17 protein-coding genes and 2 tRNA genes are annotated in these 16,353 nt (G+C 52.4%); 6 read left to right on the forward strand and 13 right to left on the reverse strand.

Annotated elements, in window-relative coordinates; genetic code table 11:
• Positions 1-47: 47 nt before the first annotated feature.
• The gene (locus OGX90_RS03655) at positions 48-740 is read right to left on the reverse strand and encodes a phosphohydrolase (protein WP_128612321.1); all 693 of its coding nucleotides are present in this window, start codon (positions 738-740) and stop codon (positions 48-50) included.
• A gap of 441 nt (positions 741-1,181) precedes the next feature.
• Between OGX90_RS03655 and ompC the strand changes: the two genes are divergently transcribed.
• Positions 1,182-2,381, forward strand: a complete 1,200-nt coding sequence (gene ompC, locus OGX90_RS03660) for a porin OmpC (RefSeq protein WP_286623162.1) — start codon at positions 1,182-1,184, stop codon at positions 2,379-2,381.
• Positions 2,382-2,550: 169 nt separating this feature from the next.
• Here the strand turns inward: ompC and OGX90_RS03665 are convergent.
• Positions 2,551-2,640: transfer RNA gene (locus OGX90_RS03665), tRNA-Ser, on the reverse strand.
• Between the two features lie 93 nt (positions 2,641-2,733).
• On the opposite strand from OGX90_RS03665, the gene mtfA reads away from it, so the two are divergent.
• The 5 genes from mtfA (at position 2,734) to OGX90_RS03690 (ending at position 7,371) form a co-directional block, all read left to right on the forward strand.
• On the forward strand, positions 2,734-3,498 hold the full coding sequence (gene mtfA / locus OGX90_RS03670) for a DgsA anti-repressor MtfA (RefSeq protein WP_204558152.1): 765 nt from the start codon (positions 2,734-2,736) through the stop codon (positions 3,496-3,498).
• Between the two features lie 132 nt (positions 3,499-3,630).
• A tRNA-Asn gene (locus tag OGX90_RS03675) sits at positions 3,631-3,706 on the forward strand.
• 261 nt (positions 3,707-3,967) lie between these two features.
• On the forward strand, positions 3,968-5,005 hold the full coding sequence (locus OGX90_RS03680) for an extracellular solute-binding protein (protein ID WP_003834073.1): 1,038 nt from the start codon (positions 3,968-3,970) through the stop codon (positions 5,003-5,005).
• Positions 4,989-6,677, forward strand: coding sequence for an ABC transporter permease (locus OGX90_RS03685; RefSeq protein ID WP_286623166.1), 1,689 nt, complete (start codon positions 4,989-4,991; stop codon positions 6,675-6,677). Before OGX90_RS03680 ends, OGX90_RS03685 begins: the two co-directional genes overlap by 17 nt.
• 10 nt (positions 6,678-6,687) lie before the next feature.
• On the forward strand, positions 6,688-7,371 hold the full coding sequence (locus OGX90_RS03690; protein WP_286623168.1) for an ABC transporter ATP-binding protein: 684 nt from the start codon (positions 6,688-6,690) through the stop codon (positions 7,369-7,371).
• Between the two features lie 24 nt (positions 7,372-7,395).
• On the opposite strand, the gene ldtA is transcribed toward OGX90_RS03690, so the two are convergent.
• The 11 genes from ldtA to cbiK all read right to left on the reverse strand — a co-directional run bounded on the left by ldtA (position 7,396) and on the right by cbiK (position 16,351).
• The gene (gene ldtA / locus OGX90_RS03695; RefSeq protein ID WP_008785129.1) at positions 7,396-8,325 is read right to left on the reverse strand and encodes a L,D-transpeptidase; all 930 of its coding nucleotides are present in this window, start codon (positions 8,323-8,325) and stop codon (positions 7,396-7,398) included.
• Between the two features lie 127 nt (positions 8,326-8,452).
• Positions 8,453-9,517, reverse strand: coding sequence for a nicotinate-nucleotide--dimethylbenzimidazole phosphoribosyltransferase (cobT, locus tag OGX90_RS03700; protein ID WP_008785130.1), 1,065 nt, complete (start codon positions 9,515-9,517; stop codon positions 8,453-8,455).
• Between the two features lie 24 nt (positions 9,518-9,541).
• Positions 9,542-10,285 (reverse strand): adenosylcobinamide-GDP ribazoletransferase, encoded by a 744-nt coding sequence (gene cobS / locus OGX90_RS03705; RefSeq protein ID WP_003834082.1) that lies wholly within the window; start codon positions 10,283-10,285, stop codon positions 9,542-9,544.
• On the reverse strand, positions 10,282-10,827 hold the full coding sequence (gene cobU, locus OGX90_RS03710; RefSeq protein ID WP_286623170.1) for a bifunctional adenosylcobinamide kinase/adenosylcobinamide-phosphate guanylyltransferase: 546 nt from the start codon (positions 10,825-10,827) through the stop codon (positions 10,282-10,284). Before cobU ends, cobS begins: the two co-directional genes overlap by 4 nt.
• Positions 10,824-12,344 (reverse strand): cobyric acid synthase, encoded by a 1,521-nt coding sequence (locus OGX90_RS03715; RefSeq protein WP_286623172.1) that lies wholly within the window; start codon positions 12,342-12,344, stop codon positions 10,824-10,826. Before OGX90_RS03715 ends, cobU begins: the two co-directional genes overlap by 4 nt.
• A complete protein-coding gene (locus OGX90_RS03720; protein WP_003839037.1) occupies positions 12,341-13,156 on the reverse strand; it encodes an energy-coupling factor ABC transporter ATP-binding protein in 816 nt (271 codons plus the stop codon). The genes OGX90_RS03715 and OGX90_RS03720 overlap by 4 nt, the downstream gene beginning before the upstream one ends.
• 8 nt (positions 13,157-13,164) lie before the next feature.
• Positions 13,165-13,842: an energy-coupling factor ABC transporter transmembrane protein gene (locus OGX90_RS03725; protein ID WP_003834087.1), complete on the reverse strand. Its 678-nt coding sequence runs from the start codon at positions 13,840-13,842 to the stop codon at positions 13,165-13,167.
• Positions 13,829-14,110 (reverse strand): energy-coupling factor ABC transporter substrate-binding protein, encoded by a 282-nt coding sequence (locus tag OGX90_RS03730; protein ID WP_003030289.1) that lies wholly within the window; start codon positions 14,108-14,110, stop codon positions 13,829-13,831. Before OGX90_RS03730 ends, OGX90_RS03725 begins: the two co-directional genes overlap by 14 nt.
• A gap of 2 nt (positions 14,111-14,112) precedes the next feature.
• A complete protein-coding gene (gene cbiM, locus OGX90_RS03735) occupies positions 14,113-14,850 on the reverse strand; it encodes a cobalt ECF transporter S component CbiM (protein ID WP_003834098.1) in 738 nt (245 codons plus the stop codon).
• On the reverse strand, positions 14,847-15,560 hold the full coding sequence (locus OGX90_RS03740) for a cobalt-factor II C(20)-methyltransferase (RefSeq protein ID WP_048216010.1): 714 nt from the start codon (positions 15,558-15,560) through the stop codon (positions 14,847-14,849). Before OGX90_RS03740 ends, cbiM begins: the two co-directional genes overlap by 4 nt.
• Complete coding sequence (cbiK, locus tag OGX90_RS03745) at positions 15,557-16,351, reverse strand: sirohydrochlorin cobaltochelatase (RefSeq protein WP_286623173.1); 795 nt, start codon at positions 16,349-16,351, stop codon at positions 15,557-15,559. The genes OGX90_RS03740 and cbiK overlap by 4 nt, the downstream gene beginning before the upstream one ends.
• Positions 16,352-16,353 lie beyond the last annotated feature (2 nt).

Here is a 16,353-nt window from a genome sequence, read left to right on the forward strand (position 1 = left end):
CAGATTAACATAAATTAGCACGGTTGACGTTTCAGCCGTATTGACGACTAGCGCGCTTTAAAGGGTTGAATCGCGTCAAGATCCAGCATTTCGTATTCTCCTTTTAACTCCGCACTCAGCTTCGCCATATACGTCAGTAAAAAATCCGCATTATGTTGTGCCAAATGCCTCCCTCGTTCGGTTTGCATCGTCAACGGCAACGTCAATAACTTGGTCTGGAAGTGATCGAGCGCGTACTGTTTATCGTCTAGGCTACGCTTTCGGGCAAACGGATCTTCCGCATCAAACAGCGCAACCCCCAACGCCCCTGAAACGGCAAATACGCGCGCTAAACCAATTGCACCCAGCGCCTCAAGCCGGTCTGCATCCTGCACGATTTTCGCTTCAAGGGTTTCTGGCGCGATTTTGGCGCTAAAACTGTGCGCCTCAATGGCATGACACACTGCCGATAACCGCTGTTGTGGAAAATCCGGAAAATCGCGCATCAAAACACGACGTGTTTCCTTGGCTGCCAGTACCGACGAACAATGACGCTCAGGATGGTTCTTTGGCAGACTGACGAGATCGTGGAAGTAGCACGCGGTCAACACCACCAGCCAGTCTACGGTTGCATCTGTACTCAGCTTTTGCGCCGTTATCCACACTCGTCGAAAGTGAAAGATGTCATGTGCAGCATCTTGTCCAGAATGGTTATCAGCTAACCAGGCTTCAAATCGCGACTGCCAGTCGTGCAGTTTCATGCTATCTCCCTTTGTAGAAAGAAAATCACCTTAGCAATAATTTTCATTGCAGACCACTGCCCGCCCCATTACATAATCATCTTTTATTATTGCACTAAAAATAAAATCCACATGAATTTATAAATCCCACCACGCCAATATCGAAAAATAATTTATATGAATATTAAAAACAAACATCTAAAACAAATAAAATACACATAACAAATAAATAGATAAACACATATAACCCAATGATTAAAAACAATTCATATGGCGAATGCCAATGTAATTAACATACACGTATAATTATATAAAGATGCAAAATAAACATTTTGAAATATTTTAAATATATTTGTTACATGTTATATTTTAAATTAAATGAACTTCATAGATAGTATCCAAATGTAGTCACTCGGATAGTACTACATATTCATTTTAATTATCATGCAAAGGGAATACATAATGAAAAGAAAAGTATTGGCACTGCTTCTCCCTGCTTTATTAGCTGCAGGCGCAGCAAATGCGGCTGAAATCTATAATAAGAACGGCAATAAACTGGATCTGTACGGTAAAGTCGATGGTCTGCGTTATTTCTCTGACGATGCTGACAGCGATGGCGATCAGACCTATGCGCGTCTGGGTTTTAAAGGCGAAACCCAGATCAACGAGATGCTGACCGGTTACGGTCAGTGGGAATACAACATCCAGGCTAACGGTACCGAAGGTGAAGGCGCAAATTCCTGGACTCGTCTGGCCTTTGCCGGTTTAGGCTTTGGTGAGAACGGTACCTTCGACTACGGTCGTAACTACGGCGTGGTCTACGACGTAGAAGCCTGGACCGATATGCTGCCGGAATTTGGCGGTGACTCCTACACCCAGACCGACGTGTATATGACCGGTCGTACCAACGGTGTTGCCACCTACCGTAATAAAGGTTTCTTCGGTCAAGTTGATGGTCTGAACTTCGCACTGCAATACCAGGGTAATAATGAAAGTGCAGGAGCAGGCGAAGGTACTGGTAACGGTGAGAACCGTAAACTGTCTAAAGAAAACGGCGACGGTTTCGGTCTGTCAACCTCCTATGACTTCGACTTTGGTTTAAGCCTTGGTGCTGCTTATTCCAGTTCTGACCGTTCTAACAATCAGGTTGCTGCTGGTCGTGACGATCGTAGCTATGAGAATAAATACGCAGGCGGCGAAACAGCAGATGCCTGGACTATTGGCGCTAAGTATGACGCTAACAACGTTTACCTGGCTGCTATGTATGCAGAAACCCGTAACATGACAGCATACGGTAGCGGAACTTATCAAGATGCTACAGGCAAAGATGTTGCTAAAGGCGGGATCGCTAATAAAACACAGAACTTTGAAGTTGTTGCGCAGTATCAGTTCGACTTCGGTCTGCGCCCTTCCATCGCTTACCTGCAGTCTAAAGGCGTCGACTTAGGGGGCTGGGATCACCATAGCAACGGCACCCCACGCTATACCGACAAAGACCTGGTCAAATATGTTGATGTGGGTGTGACTTACTACTTCAACAAAAACATGTCCACCTATGTCGATTATAAAATCAACCTGCTGGATGAAGACGACAGCTTCTATGAAAGCAATGGTATCGCAACTGACGACATCGTTGCCGTTGGTTTAGTCTACCAGTTCTAATTGACGCAAAAATAAGCAAGCCCGCTTCATATGAAGCGGGCTTTTTATTTATACGAAACGTATTTTTTTACCACGCGGGCATTACAACGATAAACTTGTGAGGATACTCAAAGAAAAAAACATCCATGAGAACTGTCGTTGAAAGCGAGGCGTGCAAGTGCTTGAATAGTGGCGGAGAGAGGGGGATTTGAACCCCCGGTAGAGTTGCCCCTACTCCGGTTTTCGAGACCGGTCCATTCAGCCGCTCTGGCATCTCTCCGTTTTGGCGGTTGCCATGATGCCAGGTAATTTGGCATTTTAACAGACCCCGTTCCGTCAATTTCGTTCAAGTGACGAGTTTGCGAGCAAAACGATGATTAAGTGGCCCTGGAAAGAGCAAGAAACAACCCGGAGTGACGACTGGCCGTGGGACGACGCCCTGGCTATTCCTCTTCTGGTGAATCTCACCGAGCAAGAACAAGCCAGGCTTATTGCCCTGGCCGAGCGCTTTTTACAGCAAAAAAGATTGGTAGCGCTTCAGGGGTTTGAGCTGGATCCACTAAAAAGTGCGCGCATTGCGCTGCTTTTCTGTTTGCCTATTCTGGAATTGGGGATTGAGTGGCTCGACGGGTTTCATGAAGTTCTCATCTACCCCGCCCCGTTTGTCGTGGACGATGAATGGGAAGACGATATTGGGCTGGTACATAATCAACGTGTTGTACAGTCCGGACAAAGCTGGCAGCAAGGTCCGATAATCCTCAACTGGCTCGACATTCAGGATTCTTTTGATGCCTCCGGCTTTAATCTGATCATCCATGAAGTGGCGCATAAGCTTGATATGCGTAATGGCGACCGTGCCAGTGGTATTCCGGCGATCCCTCTACGAGATATTGCCAGTTGGGAGCACGACCTGCATGCCGCAATGAATAACATTCAGGATGAAATTGATCTGGTCGGTGAAACCGCGTGCAGTATAGATGCCTACGCAGCGACCGATCCTGCCGAATGCTTTGCCGTTCTATCGGAGTATTTCTTCAGTGCCCCTGAATTATTTGCACCACGTTTTCCGGCATTATGGCAACGTTTCATTCAGTTTTACCGCCAGAACCCCATGGAGCGGTTACGCGATACCCGCTAAGGTGGCCATTGTCGCTCACCAAATGTGCATTAACGCTGAATTTGAAGATTAATTAACCAATTGAAATGACGCGCTAATTTTACTGTTGACACCTCATGATGAGGTCAGTAATATGCGCCTCGTTCACACGATTCCTCTGTAGTTCAGTCGGTAGAACGGCGGACTGTTAATCCGTATGTCACTGGTTCGAGTCCAGTCAGAGGAGCCATATTTAAGAAGCCTGCTTAGGAAACTAAGCAGGCTTTTTGCTTTTCAGGTCGCTATAAAATCCCCTCTCATAAGCCCCCTGCCTGCTCTGCACCGCTGTTACATGCCGCATCACAACGTTGATTAAAGTTATGTAAATGTAAATCGTTTAAACTTTGCAATTATTGTAAGTGCTAGTGATTATCATTTATTGTACGCGAGCCAAAGGAACGAGCCCCCCGCTCGGTTCACTGTACGTTCCAATTACTCTGGGATATAAACGATGAATTCTCTGCCTCGCGCCGGACTGCGCCGTATCACACTTGCCTCTGCCCTGGTCTTCTCTGTTAGCCTACCGGCTTTCGCTCAGGAAACGTTAACGCTCTATACCACCCGTGAACCGGGTCTGATCCAGCCTTTGCTTGATAGCTGGACCAAAACCAGCGGCATCAAAGTCAGTACGGTCTATATCAAGGACGGTATGCTTGAGCGCGTTAAAGCTGAAGGTAAAAATTCACCTGCTGACCTGCTGATGACCGTTGATGCCGGTAACCTCATTGATTTAGTGGAAGCGGGTGTAACTCAGCCAGTAGAGTCAGAAGCACTGAAAACCGCTATTCCGGCTAATCTGCGCGGCGCAGATAATCAGTGGTTTGCGCTGTCGATGCGTGCCCGCGTGCTGTATGCCGAGAAGTCACTGCCAATCGATAACTGGCATTACGAACAACTCGCCAGCCCTGAGTACAAAGGTAAAGTTTGTATTCGTTCCGGACAACACCCGTATAACACAGCGCTGATCGCCGCAATGATTGCTCATCACGGTGAAGCAAAGACCGAAGAATGGCTGCGCGGTGTGAAAGCTAACCTTGCGCGTAAAGCTACCGGTGGCGACCGCGATGTAGCTCGCGATATTCTCGGCGGCATTTGCGATATTGGTCTCGCCAACTCCTATTACGTCGGCCATATGAAAAACGCCAAAGAAGGCAGTGATGCACGTCAATGGGGCGATGCGATTAAAGTCGTTAAACCCACCTTTGAAAATGGCGGTACACACGTCAACATCAGTGGCGCAGCTGTAGCCCGCTATGCACCAAATAAAGCCGATGCCGTTAAGCTGATGGAATATCTGGTTTCCGCACCTGCCCAGCAGCAGTATGCGAAAGCGAACTTCGAATACCCGGTACTGAAAGGCGTGACGCTTGATCCGGTTATCAGTGCAACTATTGGTGAAATCGACGTCGATAAAACGCCGTTAACCGAAATCGTTAAATATCGTAAACAAGCTAGTCTGCTGGTAGATAAAGTTGGATTCGATCAATAAACCTCTGCAGTTTCCGACGTTACGCGGCCTGGTTTCCGGGCCGCAGTCATTATTAACGCCGCTACATCTTGGCGCGCTGTGCGTAGCGCTTGGCGTTCTGACACCGATCATTGCGCTGATTTGGCAGGCTACCCAGGCCGATTTATCTCACTGGGATAATCTCCTGACGTATGTACTGCCTGCCGCACTAAAAAATACCGTGCTGTTATTAGCCGGTGTCGCGGTGATGGCCGGCGTGATTGGCGTAGGCAGCGCATGGGCGGTAACGGCATGGGATTTTCCTGGACGTAAAATTCTTAGCTGGGCGTTACTGTTGCCGCTGGCGATGCCGACCTACATTGTGGCCTTTGCGTGGCTCGATCTGCTGCATCCGATTGGCCCTCTGCAAACCTTTATCCGTTTTTTATTGGGTTTTGACAGCCCAAGACAGTTCCGGCTGCCAGATTTACGCTCACTTTCCGGCGCAATCATCCTGCTCGGATTAGTGCTGTACCCATACGTGTATCTGACAACCCGCACCATGTTTATTAGCCAACCGGCTCATTTACTGGAAGCCGCACGCACGCTGGGATGCAGCGCAACCGGAACCTTCTTTCGTGTTGCTTTGCCCATGGCTCGTCCGGCGTTGGCCGTTGGGATCAGTCTGGCACTGCTGGAAACGCTCAACGATATTGGCGCATCGGAGTTCCTCGGTGTACAGACGTTAACCGTTACCGTGTACACCACATGGATCTCGCGGTCTGATTTATCTGCCGCGGCACAAATTGCCTGCATGATGCTGATGTTTATATTCCTTATTCTGACGCTGGAATTTTATGGTCGCAGAAAACAAGGATTCAGCAGCCGCAGCCTGCGGGAAATTCAACCAACGCGCGTGCATGGCTGGCGTGGTTGGCTGCTCGGTGGCGTTATTTCACTGCCGGTTGTGCTGGGTTTTCTGGCTCCGGTACTGTTTTTAATGTGGGAAAGCGCCAAACGTATAGGTGATGAGAACCCCCTTTCCTCTTCGTTACTGTCAGCATTGCAAAATACGCTATCGCTGGCAGCGGGAACTACGCTAGTGGTGGTTTGCGTCAGTATGCTGGTGGCCTGGAGCGCGCGTCATAGCGCCGCAGACAACGCCATGCCGGGATTTCGTCGCGGCGTGATGCGTCTGGCCTCTTTAGGCTATGCGGTTCCCGGCACAATTCTGGCGATTGGCTTTTTAACCCCCGCCATGGCTGTCGACCGCTGGCTGGCAGATTTACTGGATGTTCGCGGCCTGCCGCTGATGTCCGCCGGGATCCTGCTGGTAATTTGTTGTGCCATGCGATTCCAGGCGATTGCCATTGGCGCGCTGGATTCTGGTCTGGGCCGCATTCCACCTTCACTGGAACAGGCGTCTCGTCTGTTGGGTGAGAATGGTGCGGGGACGTTTGCACGAGTCCATTTTCCCCTGCTGCGCCCGGCGTTAGTCAGCAGTGCCCTGCTGGTTTTTGCTGATGCCATGAAAGAGCTGCCAACAACGTTGCTTTTGCGCCCGGTCAATTTTGAAACGCTGGCAACGTTGCTGTATGCGGAAGCCGCCCGTGGAACCTATGAAGAAGGTGCTATCGCCGCGCTAATGATTGTTTTAGCTGGCACGCTACCGGTTATTTTGTTAGTGCGTCACCAAATGACTCGCCGTGGTTAAGAGAGCAACAATGTCAGAAATTGCATTACGACTCCAGGATGTACACGTTGCTTATGGCAACAGCCAGCAATCGGTACTGAGCGGATTTTCAATGTCAGTACGTAAAGGTGAAATTGCCTGTCTGCTGGGCGCTTCAGGCTGCGGAAAAACCACGGTGCTACGCGCAGTTGCCGGATTTGAACGCCTGCAAAACGGAGAGATCTATGTGTCACAGCGACGTGTTGCCGGTCCCGGCGTTCATCTGCCACCGGAAAAACGTCATGTCGGCATGGTCTTCCAGGAATATGCGTTATTCCCCCATCTGACCGCGCAGCAAAATGTGGCCTTTGGATTGCGTAGCATGCCGCGTGAGGAACAACAGGCCAGAGTGACTGAGTTGTTGAAAATGGTGGAGTTACACAGCCATGCCAACCGCTATCCGCATGAGCTTTCCGGCGGGCAACAACAGCGTATCGCCCTTGCGCGCGCGTTGGCGCCACATCCGGAAATCCTGTTGCTCGATGAACCCTTCTCCAGCCTGGATAAGCGCACGCGTGAGCGTCTTGGCAACGAGGTACGGGATATTTTGCGCGCCGCCGGGCAAACGGCGCTGTTGGTTACCCACAGTGAACACGAAGCCCAGCTAATGGCTGACCATATTGGCGTGGTAAAAATGGGGCAGTATCAAATTAAAAAAGCGACCCATCCGACCTGAAGGTAAACAGGGTCGCCCTGAAAATTAATAATGCTTCTGTACCAGGCTGATGTTCACCGGCATACCGGAACGTCTTTCCAACGCCTGGCTCCCGCGGCTCACATCCACGTCATTCCCGCTGATAAAGGTGCGCAAAGCGGGAGTGACTGGCAAAGGCACCTTTCTGTCAGACTCGTATTCCGAACGGTTTCGTGACAGCGGCTCATGTACTTCCACCCAGCGACTACCGTCCGGCTCTTCGCTGTATTTCACCGGTCGGTCAATTAATTGTACACGCGTCCCTACAGGCACCGTATCAAACAGGTACTTGATGTCGTCATTCCGCAAACGGATGCACCCCTGACTTACCCGCAGACCAATACCGAAATTGGCATTTGTCCCGTGAATGGCATAAAGCCTGCCAATATAAATTGCATACAGGCCCATCGGATTTTCTGGTCCGGCAGGAACAAATGCCGGCAAGCTTTCCCCGCGAGCGGCGTATTCACGTCGGGTATTTGGCGTCGGCGTCCAGCTTGGTGCTTCCTGCTTACGTTCTACCGCTGTCACCCAGTTACGCGGCGTTTCTCTACCCGCCTGACCAATGCCAATGGGTAAAACCTCAACCGTATTGCTGCCAGCAGGATAATAGTAAAGCCGCATCTCGGCGACGTTGATGACAATCCCCTCACGCACTGTATCCGGAAGTATCAGTTGCTGTGGCACAACCAGCGTTGAACCCGATTTAGGCAGAAAAACATCGACGCCCGGATTGGCTTCAAGCATATTGCTCAACCCCTGCCCGTACTGAGCGGCAAATGCCTCCAGCGGCTTGGTGTTTCCTTGTGGAACCGTAATAGTCAAAGTGCTACCCACCAGGCGACTCCCCTCTGGCGGCAGCGGATAACTCACCGCCTGCGCTCCCTGACTCGCAAGCAGCATAATGAGTGAACAAAGCAGTTTTACACGACGCATCTTTTTCCTTTCCTTCGTCGCAACAGATATCCGTAAAGTATAGCTTTTATTATCTGTTTTAGTGGCTTACGACATATTTGCGCATAAAAAAACCTCGCCATCAGGCGAGGTTCAGGTTGAGCGGTAACTACGCTTCCTTACCATCTGGAAGCACGATGTTACTGGCGGCGAGCTGCCCCATATTTTTGTACATCGCACAGGCAGCTTCAATAATCGGCATCGCCAACGCGGCCCCGCTACCTTCGCCTAAACGCATCCCCATATTCAGATAAGGATCCAATTCAAGATGCGCCAGCGCGGTGCGGGCGCCCTTCTCAGCGGAGAAGTGTGACGGAATTAAGTAGGGTTTAATTTGTGGTGCAATCTGGCTGGCCGCCAGAGCAGCAGAATACGAAAGAAAACCGTCCAGCACCACAGGCAGACCACAGGAGGCCGCCCCCAGCATCACCCCCGCCATACCGACAAGATCAAACCCGCCAACCTTAGCCAGCACATCGACACCGTCATGGCGATCCGGTTGATTGACGGCAATTGCCCGGCGCACAACGTCTACCTTATTCCCCACCCGAGAAAGAGGAAGGTTAGCGCCAATACCCACGACTTCCTCAGCATCACTGCCGGTCAGAACGCTAACAATGGCCGCCGCAGGTGTAGTATTTGCCATACCAAGCTCCCCGACGCCAAACAGCGTTACACCGTCTTTTGCCAGTTCATGGGTATAGCGGATGACTTCCAGCAACAGCTCCTCGGCCTGCGAACGGCTCATTGCCGGGCCTTCGGCTATATTGCCGCAGCCGCGTGCCACACGCATATTCACCACACCGGGAATAGGTTCAGCATCAATCCCAACATCTATCACATGAACCTTCGCCCCAGCCTGAGCGGCCAGGACGCAGACACCGGTCGTTCCACGCGTCATATTGGCAGCCTGTATAGCCGTAACAACTTTAGGCGAAACGGCAACCCCTTCATCCCACACGCCGTGATCGGCGCACATCACCAGCATCGCTTTGCCATTCACATGCGGCACACCCTTCAGGCCAGGCATCCCGGCCAATTGTACGGCGAGAGATTCGAGTCGCCCTAAACTTCCCGGCGGCTTAAGCAAGCCGTCAATATGCTGCTGTGCACGCAGCATCGCGGCACTGTCGGGTGATGGGATCGTGCGGAGTAAAGAGGTTAAAGTCTGCATAAGGGTTCCAGTATGTGGGCTGACTCAGAGCAGAGCCAGCAAGAAAATCAACTCGCCAAGTTCAATGGCAGCGCCCAGCGTATCGCCGGTTTGCCCACCCAACGTGCGTTTTAATAACTGCCCAAGAATAAAAATCGCCACTATTGTGACAACCAGCGCTGCCACGCCGCGCATGCCAGGAAGTAGCACGGCGGCAAGGATCGCCGCTAATCCCAACGTAACGCAGGTTTGACGCCCGGTGACTTTGCCAATAAAAACGTTGCCCAGCCCTTCTTCGCGGGCATAGCGATGCCGATACATCAGCAACACCGCCGTTCCTCGCCCGGCGACACATGCCGCTGCCAGCGCGGCCAGCATCGGCGTGCCACGCAAAGCCAGTTCACTCACCACCAGTACCTTCGCCAGTAAAACGAAAATTAACGCCAGTCCACCGTGGGTGCCCAGACGACTGTCGCGCATGATTTCCAGCATCCGCTCGCGTCGGCGCGCCGAAAAAATGCCGTCACAGGTATCCGCCAGACCATCCAGATGAAATCCCCCGGTCAGCAATGCCAGTGTCAACACCGCAAAAAGGGCCGCCAACGGAATACCGCACCAGGGCTGGAGCGCCATAAAGACCAGCCCCGTCAGCCCTCCCAACACGACGCCAATCAGGGGAAACATTACAATACCGCGGGAATAGTGCTCGAAATCCAGTCCTTGCGACCAGCGAGCAGGAACGGGCAAGCGACTGATAAAAGAGAGCATTGCCCAGAACAACTTACTCATTTAATTTTGACTCCAATTCCTGATACCACCAGCCAGACCTCATCAGCTGCCGCCGCCAGTCGCTGGTTCACGCGTCCTGCAATATCACGAAAATGCCGCGCCAGACGGTTCTCCGGCACAATCCCCATTCCCACTTCGTTAGTGACCAATACGATCTTTGCCGGGCAGCGCTGACAGGCTGCGATCAGCGAACGGATTTCACCTTCGATAGACTGCTCCATCGCCGCGTAATCCCAGCTGTCCGGATCGCTTTCACCGCCCAGCGCAAACAGCAAGTTGGTCACCATCGTGGTGATGCATTCCAGCAGAATAGCTTCCTGAGGATCGTTCATGTCCGTGATCAGTTCATCAAGATGTTGCCAACGTTCGGCTGTCCGCCAGTGCGCAGGACGTCCATCGCGATGATGCTGAATTCGCTCAGCCATCTCCTCATCAAAAATCTGCGAAGTCGCGATATACAAAACGTTTGGGGAATCAGCGATCAGCGCTTCCGCATGCCGACTCTTACCGCTTCGCGCGCCACCAGTAACCAGAATCATCATACTGGCTCCCGGTGTTGCTGCATGATGGTATAAATTTTTTCAATATCGATGTGTTGCCGCATCGCATCCGCCAGCAGATCAAACTGCTGCGATTTATATTGCGCGTAATGGAAGGTGGAATCCAGCGGAGCTAACCCTTTACGTTCTCGCAGGCCATTGACCAACGCACGGGTGAAATCATCGCTGTCGAAAAGACCGTGAAGATAAGTGCCGAACGCCAGACCATCCGGAGTAACCGCGCCGTCAACAACGCTGCCGCCGTCTTTGTGCAGCGTCATCACCGACCGGCATTCATCAGTTAATGCTGTTTCGCCCATATGAATTTCATAACCGCGAACGGATAACCCCGCTGTGCCCGCCAGCCAGTCAGGCAGCGATGAAGACATTTGTCCCTCAACCAGGGTCGTGGTTTTGTGCTGGGCAAAATGGGTGACTGTATTGAGTAAGCCCAGACCCGGCAACGTACCGAGGCCCGACTCTACTTCATCAATGATAGTGTCGCCGAGCATTTGATAGCCGCCACAAATCCCAACCACCGGTACGTTATTACGATGTAATTGCACGACGCCATGCGCCATCCCACTTTCACGCAGCCATACCAGATCGCCAAGGGTATTTTTGCTGCCCGGCAAAATCACCAGATCGGCTCCCACCAGCTCTTCAGGCTGGCGAACATAGCGCACGCGCACATCCGGCTGCGCAGCAAGCGCATTGAAATCAGTAAAGTTAGAAATGTGCGGTATTTGAACAACGGCGATATCGATGTCGCGTTTGTCAGTGCGCAAATACTTGCCCTTTTGCAGCGCAACGCCATCTTCATCTTCCAGATCAACATCCAGCCATGGCATCACGCCCAGTACCGGAACGCCGGTCAGCGCTTCAATTTGCTCGATACCGGAGTGCAGCAGCGTCACATCACCGCGAAACTTGTTGATGATCACCCCTTTTACCCGTGCGCGTTCGTGATCGTGCAGCAGCGCCAGCGTGCCGTAAATGGAGGCGAACACCCCGCCACGATCGATATCCGCCACCAAAACGACAGGGCACTGCGCCATCTCGGCCATACCCATATTGACGATATCGCGATCGCGCAGGTTAATCTCTGCCGGACTCCCCGCTCCTTCCAGCACCAGCACATCGAACTCCTGCGCCAGGCTGTTATAAACTGACAGGATCTGTTCCCGCAGACGTGGCTTGTACTCGTGGTAACTCACCGCGTCCATATCGGTTGCCACTTTACCCATCAGCACTACCTGCGCTTTTCGATCGCTGGTCGGTTTAAGCAGCACCGGGTTCATACGCACATCTGGCGTAATGCCTGCGGCTTCGGCCTGAAAAATTTGCGCGCGGCCCATTTCTTTTCCCTCTGGCGTAATGCCAGAGTTCAGCGCCATGTTCTGCGATTTGAACGGCGCGGTATGCAGTCCATCCTGATAAAAAATACGACACAGCCCGGCGACCAATACGCTTTTACCCACATCAGATGCCGTTCCCTGCAACATTATTGCCTGCGTCATGACGCCTCCTTCAGTGCGTTCTCTCGCATACAGCTAAAAAATTCAGCCTCTGTTTTACACAGCGGGAAGCCCAACTCTGTATGCAACTTCACCAGCCAGGGCTGAGTTAATCCCGCTTGTTCAATAAGATCCGTACGGGCGAAAACGTCGCCTGGCGTACCGTGCGTGAGCACTTCGCCCCGGCGTAAAACGTACACCGCATCGCTGACTTCATAGATAAGATCGATATCATGGCTGGAAATTACGACGTGGTTTCCTTGCGCAACGATGCGTTTGATTATCTCAATCATCTGCGTGCGGCCTGACGGGTCGAGGCCCGCAGTAGGTTCATCCAGCAGCAGATACTGCGCCTGCAACACCAACGCCCCGGCAATTGCTACACGTTTTTTTTGCCCATGGCTTAAACACTGAATGGGCTGATGGCGAAAATGCTGGGCGTCGACCAGCGTAAGCGCATCTTCCACGCGCCGAGCGATTTCAGCTTCATCCACCCCAAGATTGCGCAGGCTAAAGGCGATATCGCTGTCGATATCGGTATAAAAGATTTGCTGGTCGGGATCCTGAAATACCGTTGCCACCTGTTGACGCAGCGCCAGCAGGCCGCGCTTGCTGTAATCCAGCGGTTTGCCCTGCCACATCACCGCGCCTTGCTGTGGGCGCAGTAAACCACTCAGGTTCATGAACAGCGTAGATTTCCCGCAGCCATTAGCGCCTACCAGTCCGGTGACGGCATGCGTCGAAAAATCAAGCGTTAGCCCTTTGAGGATCGGGTCATCCTGATAGCGAAACCAAAGCGCTGAGGTGGCAAGCATACTTTTCCTTACAGGTGAAAATCACCCTGATACAGTTTGATATCCAGTGTGGTGGTCATTTGCTGGTAGCGGATCAACACGCGGGTAAACAGCAATCCCACCAGCATTGCCAGAGAGCGGTAGCCCAACGGCAAGCTACGATAACCAAAACGCAGCGTTTGTGCGCGATGAATAGCCAGCGCCTCGTCTAACAGGATAAAAATAAACCGCCAGGTCAGCAGGATCTGCTCAGTTAGCAGGCGAGGAACGTGCGCGCGTTTGAGTAAGATAATTAATTGCGGAAACGGCAGATTCAGCACCAGCCAGAAAGTTGCCGCCAGCGCGGCAAGGCTGCGCCAGAAGGTTTCATTGGCGGTTACCAGACCTGGTGCACTGATCCCCAACCAGTAACTTCCCACAGGTATGCTGGCCAACAGCGTCTGTGGATCGCGGCTGATGCTAAACAAAATGGTCACCACGCCAACCGTGAGAAAACCAAACGGTAATGCCATCCAACGGCACCAGCGCCAGAAGGAAATACGCAGCAGCCAGCAGCTCAGCGCGGCAATAAGTAAAAGCTCAATACCCTGCCCCAATGGGGGCAGAGTAAACGCCAGAATCATCATCACCAGCCAGAGCAGAAATTTCCGCACCGGCGAGACATGAACCCAACGGCTTTGATAGCTAAGCCTGTCAAGCCCGGTCATCACGGCGTTGCCTACCCTTGGTGTAACCCAGGATATAGAAAATCACAGCTGCGCCCAGCGATCCCTGGAGTGTAAACAGCAGACTTTCAATTTCACCGCTTGCGGGTTCATACAACGGTTGGAACCAGGGCTCATAATGCGGGGCAATAGCCTGAATCTGGCTTTCCGCCTCACCATCTGAACCGCCGTACTCCCCACCGTGGTTGATAAAGAACGGCAGGATCACCAGCGCCACTACCATGCCCAATATAATCAGCGTCTTTTTCATCGTTAATGCCCTTGTGCGGTTATCAACTGGCGTTTGGTTAGCTGATCGTAAATCAGCACGGTAAGTAACCCTTCCGCAATCGCAATTGGGATCTGCGTCAGGCAGAAAATCCCCATGAACTTAATGATTGAGCCGGTAGCGCCAGCAGAGGGATCCGGGAACGCAACGCCCAACTGTACAGAAGTCACAAAATAGGTGACGAGATCCGCCAGCATCGCACACAGGAAGACGCAGACATCACGACGCAATCCGGCGCGGCAGGCCATTTTCCACACCATGTAACCCACTACCGGGCCAATTACCGCCATCGACATGCCGTTCGCGCCGAGCGTCGTTAAACCACCGTGTGCCAGCAGTAGAGCCTGGAACAGCAGGACAATCGCCCCAAGGATGGCAACCACGCCCGGTCCAAACAGGATAACCGCCAGGCCTACACCGGTAGGATGTGAGCAGCTTCCAGTAACGGAAGGAATTTTCAGCGCCGACAGCACAAAAATAAAAGCGCCACACAGGGCCAGCAAAACCTTCTGGTGGTTATCCTCCTGCACGATTTGGCGCAGACGTACCAGTCCGTACCACAGGCAGGGTAAAAACAGCAGCCACCAGGCCAGCGCCCACATCGGCGGCAAGAAACCTTCCATAATGTGCATGGCGAACGCTTGTTCAGGAACAATCATCAGTAATAGCGCCGCAGCCAACCCGCTGAAAGACAGCTGTTTTAGCTGTTGTTCAAGCTTCATTGTGCATACTCCCACTGTTTATTGACCAGAATGGTCGAGAAATAAGGCAGCGGCTGATCGTCGCTCACCTCATCGAGATGACGCCAGCACTGTTCACCCGGCAGCGTGGCTTCAGACATCATTAATGCACAGTCCAACAAACCCTCTTGTTGTAGCAGCGCTTTAATACGCGCAAAACGACCGTACACTTTCATCAACACCAGACTGTCATGCTGTTTTAATGCCTGCTGGATTTCCGCTTCCGGTGCGGTACAGGAGACCACCGCCAGTGACTGCTGTTCCATAGCGAGCGGCGTTTTGGAACGCGCGGCAATCGCGGCGAAAGACGTGACGCCAGGAACGATTTCCAGCCAGTCAGGACAACCAATACGCTGAAGTAAAAAGACCCAGGTGCTGAACAGCATCGCATCGCCGAGAGTGATAAACCCCACCTGCTTACCGGCCTCGACTTCCTGAACCAGCGCGGCAGCAACTTCATCCCAGACGGCCTCTTTTTCAGCGCTATCGGCACTCATAGGAAAATGGCAGCAGCGGACTTCGGTCTGTTCACCGATATACTCACGTACAATCGACAATGCCAGACTGTCGCCGCCTTTACGCCCGGCAGGCGCATAGAGAATATCCAGCTCGCCCAGCGTGCGTGCGGCACGCACGGTAATCAAGTCGGAAGCACCTGGCCCGGTGCTCAGTGCATACAGTTTTCCGCTCATGCTGCTTCCTCCAGCGCCACATTAAGCGCCTGCTGTAAATGTGCCACGAACATGGCGCGAACCGCTGGGTTCTCACCCAGACCACTAAGCCACGGCGTAGCCGGTATCCCTGCTGCATTGAACAACGTTTTCCAGGAATCATCTTCGTCGGAGGCCATATCGTTGATGGCATGGTCGCCAGCGACTAACATCAGCGGCATCAGATGCACCGCCGTCACCCCTTCCTGAGACAAACTGTCAATTAACACATCTACTTCCGGGTAGCTTTCCACCGCGCCGACCCGCGCCGGGTAGCGCTGCGCTGTCATCATATGGTCGAGACAGGCATAGGCGGCAAAAGCATGGTGGCTGGCGCCGTGTCCCATAAAGACCACTTTTTCACTTTCGCCAAGCGCCGGCATCTGCTGTTGCAGCGCCAGCATCAACTGTGCGTAATCTTCATGGCTGCTCAGCAGCGGTACACCCAGCGTCAGGCGTGAAAACAGCGGACGCATACTTTGCACTTCGCGGACAATTTTTTCGTATTCGTCACCATTAATAATGTGCAGCGACTGAATAGCCACATCCTGATACCCCTGCTCCGCCAGTTTTTGCAGCGCCTGCAGCGGCGTGTCGATTTCAATGCCGTCGCGCTGCTTGAGCTTGCGGATTATCATCCCGGAGGTAAACGCCCGGAACAGGTCGCGGTCAGGGCAGCTAGCTGCAAGATCGCGCTCACAGGCCACGATATTTTTCTCGCAGGTGTCGTGATAGCTGGTGCCAAAGCTGACCACCAGAAGCGCCTTTTTCATCT

The sequence above is a fragment of the Citrobacter sp. Cpo012 genome, from assembly GCF_030333015.1.
In the GTDB taxonomy this organism is placed as follows: Bacteria; Pseudomonadota; Gammaproteobacteria; order Enterobacterales; family Enterobacteriaceae; genus Citrobacter; species Citrobacter portucalensis.

Excerpts from the sequence above, each read along its gene's own strand:
- OGX90_RS03655 (WP_128612321.1), bottom strand. The coding sequence starts at position 740 with ATGAAACTGCACGACTGGCAGTCGCGATTTGAAGCCTGGTTAGCTGAT.
- ompC (WP_286623162.1), top strand. The coding sequence starts at position 1,182 with ATGAAAAGAAAAGTATTGGCACTGCTTCTCCCTGCTTTATTAGCTGCA.
- mtfA (WP_204558152.1), top strand. The coding sequence starts at position 2,734 with ATGATTAAGTGGCCCTGGAAAGAGCAAGAAACAACCCGGAGTGACGAC.
- OGX90_RS03680 (WP_003834073.1), top strand. The coding sequence starts at position 3,968 with ATGAATTCTCTGCCTCGCGCCGGACTGCGCCGTATCACACTTGCCTCT.
- OGX90_RS03690 (WP_286623168.1), top strand. The coding sequence starts at position 6,688 with ATGTCAGAAATTGCATTACGACTCCAGGATGTACACGTTGCTTATGGC.
- ldtA (WP_008785129.1), bottom strand. The coding sequence starts at position 8,325 with ATGCGTCGTGTAAAACTGCTTTGTTCACTCATTATGCTGCTTGCGAGT.
- cobT (WP_008785130.1), bottom strand. The coding sequence starts at position 9,517 with ATGCAGACTTTAACCTCTTTACTCCGCACGATCCCATCACCCGACAGT.
- cobS (WP_003834082.1), bottom strand. The coding sequence starts at position 10,285 with ATGAGTAAGTTGTTCTGGGCAATGCTCTCTTTTATCAGTCGCTTGCCC.
- cobU (WP_286623170.1), bottom strand. The coding sequence starts at position 10,827 with ATGATGATTCTGGTTACTGGTGGCGCGCGAAGCGGTAAGAGTCGGCAT.
- OGX90_RS03715 (WP_286623172.1), bottom strand. The coding sequence starts at position 12,344 with ATGACGCAGGCAATAATGTTGCAGGGAACGGCATCTGATGTGGGTAAA.
- OGX90_RS03720 (WP_003839037.1), bottom strand. The coding sequence starts at position 13,156 with ATGCTTGCCACCTCAGCGCTTTGGTTTCGCTATCAGGATGACCCGATC.
- OGX90_RS03725 (WP_003834087.1), bottom strand. The coding sequence starts at position 13,842 with ATGACCGGGCTTGACAGGCTTAGCTATCAAAGCCGTTGGGTTCATGTC.
- OGX90_RS03730 (WP_003030289.1), bottom strand. The coding sequence starts at position 14,110 with ATGAAAAAGACGCTGATTATATTGGGCATGGTAGTGGCGCTGGTGATC.
- cbiM (WP_003834098.1), bottom strand. The coding sequence starts at position 14,850 with ATGAAGCTTGAACAACAGCTAAAACAGCTGTCTTTCAGCGGGTTGGCT.
- OGX90_RS03740 (WP_048216010.1), bottom strand. The coding sequence starts at position 15,560 with ATGAGCGGAAAACTGTATGCACTGAGCACCGGGCCAGGTGCTTCCGAC.
- cbiK (WP_286623173.1), bottom strand. The coding sequence starts at position 16,351 with ATGAAAAAGGCGCTTCTGGTGGTCAGCTTTGGCACCAGCTATCACGAC.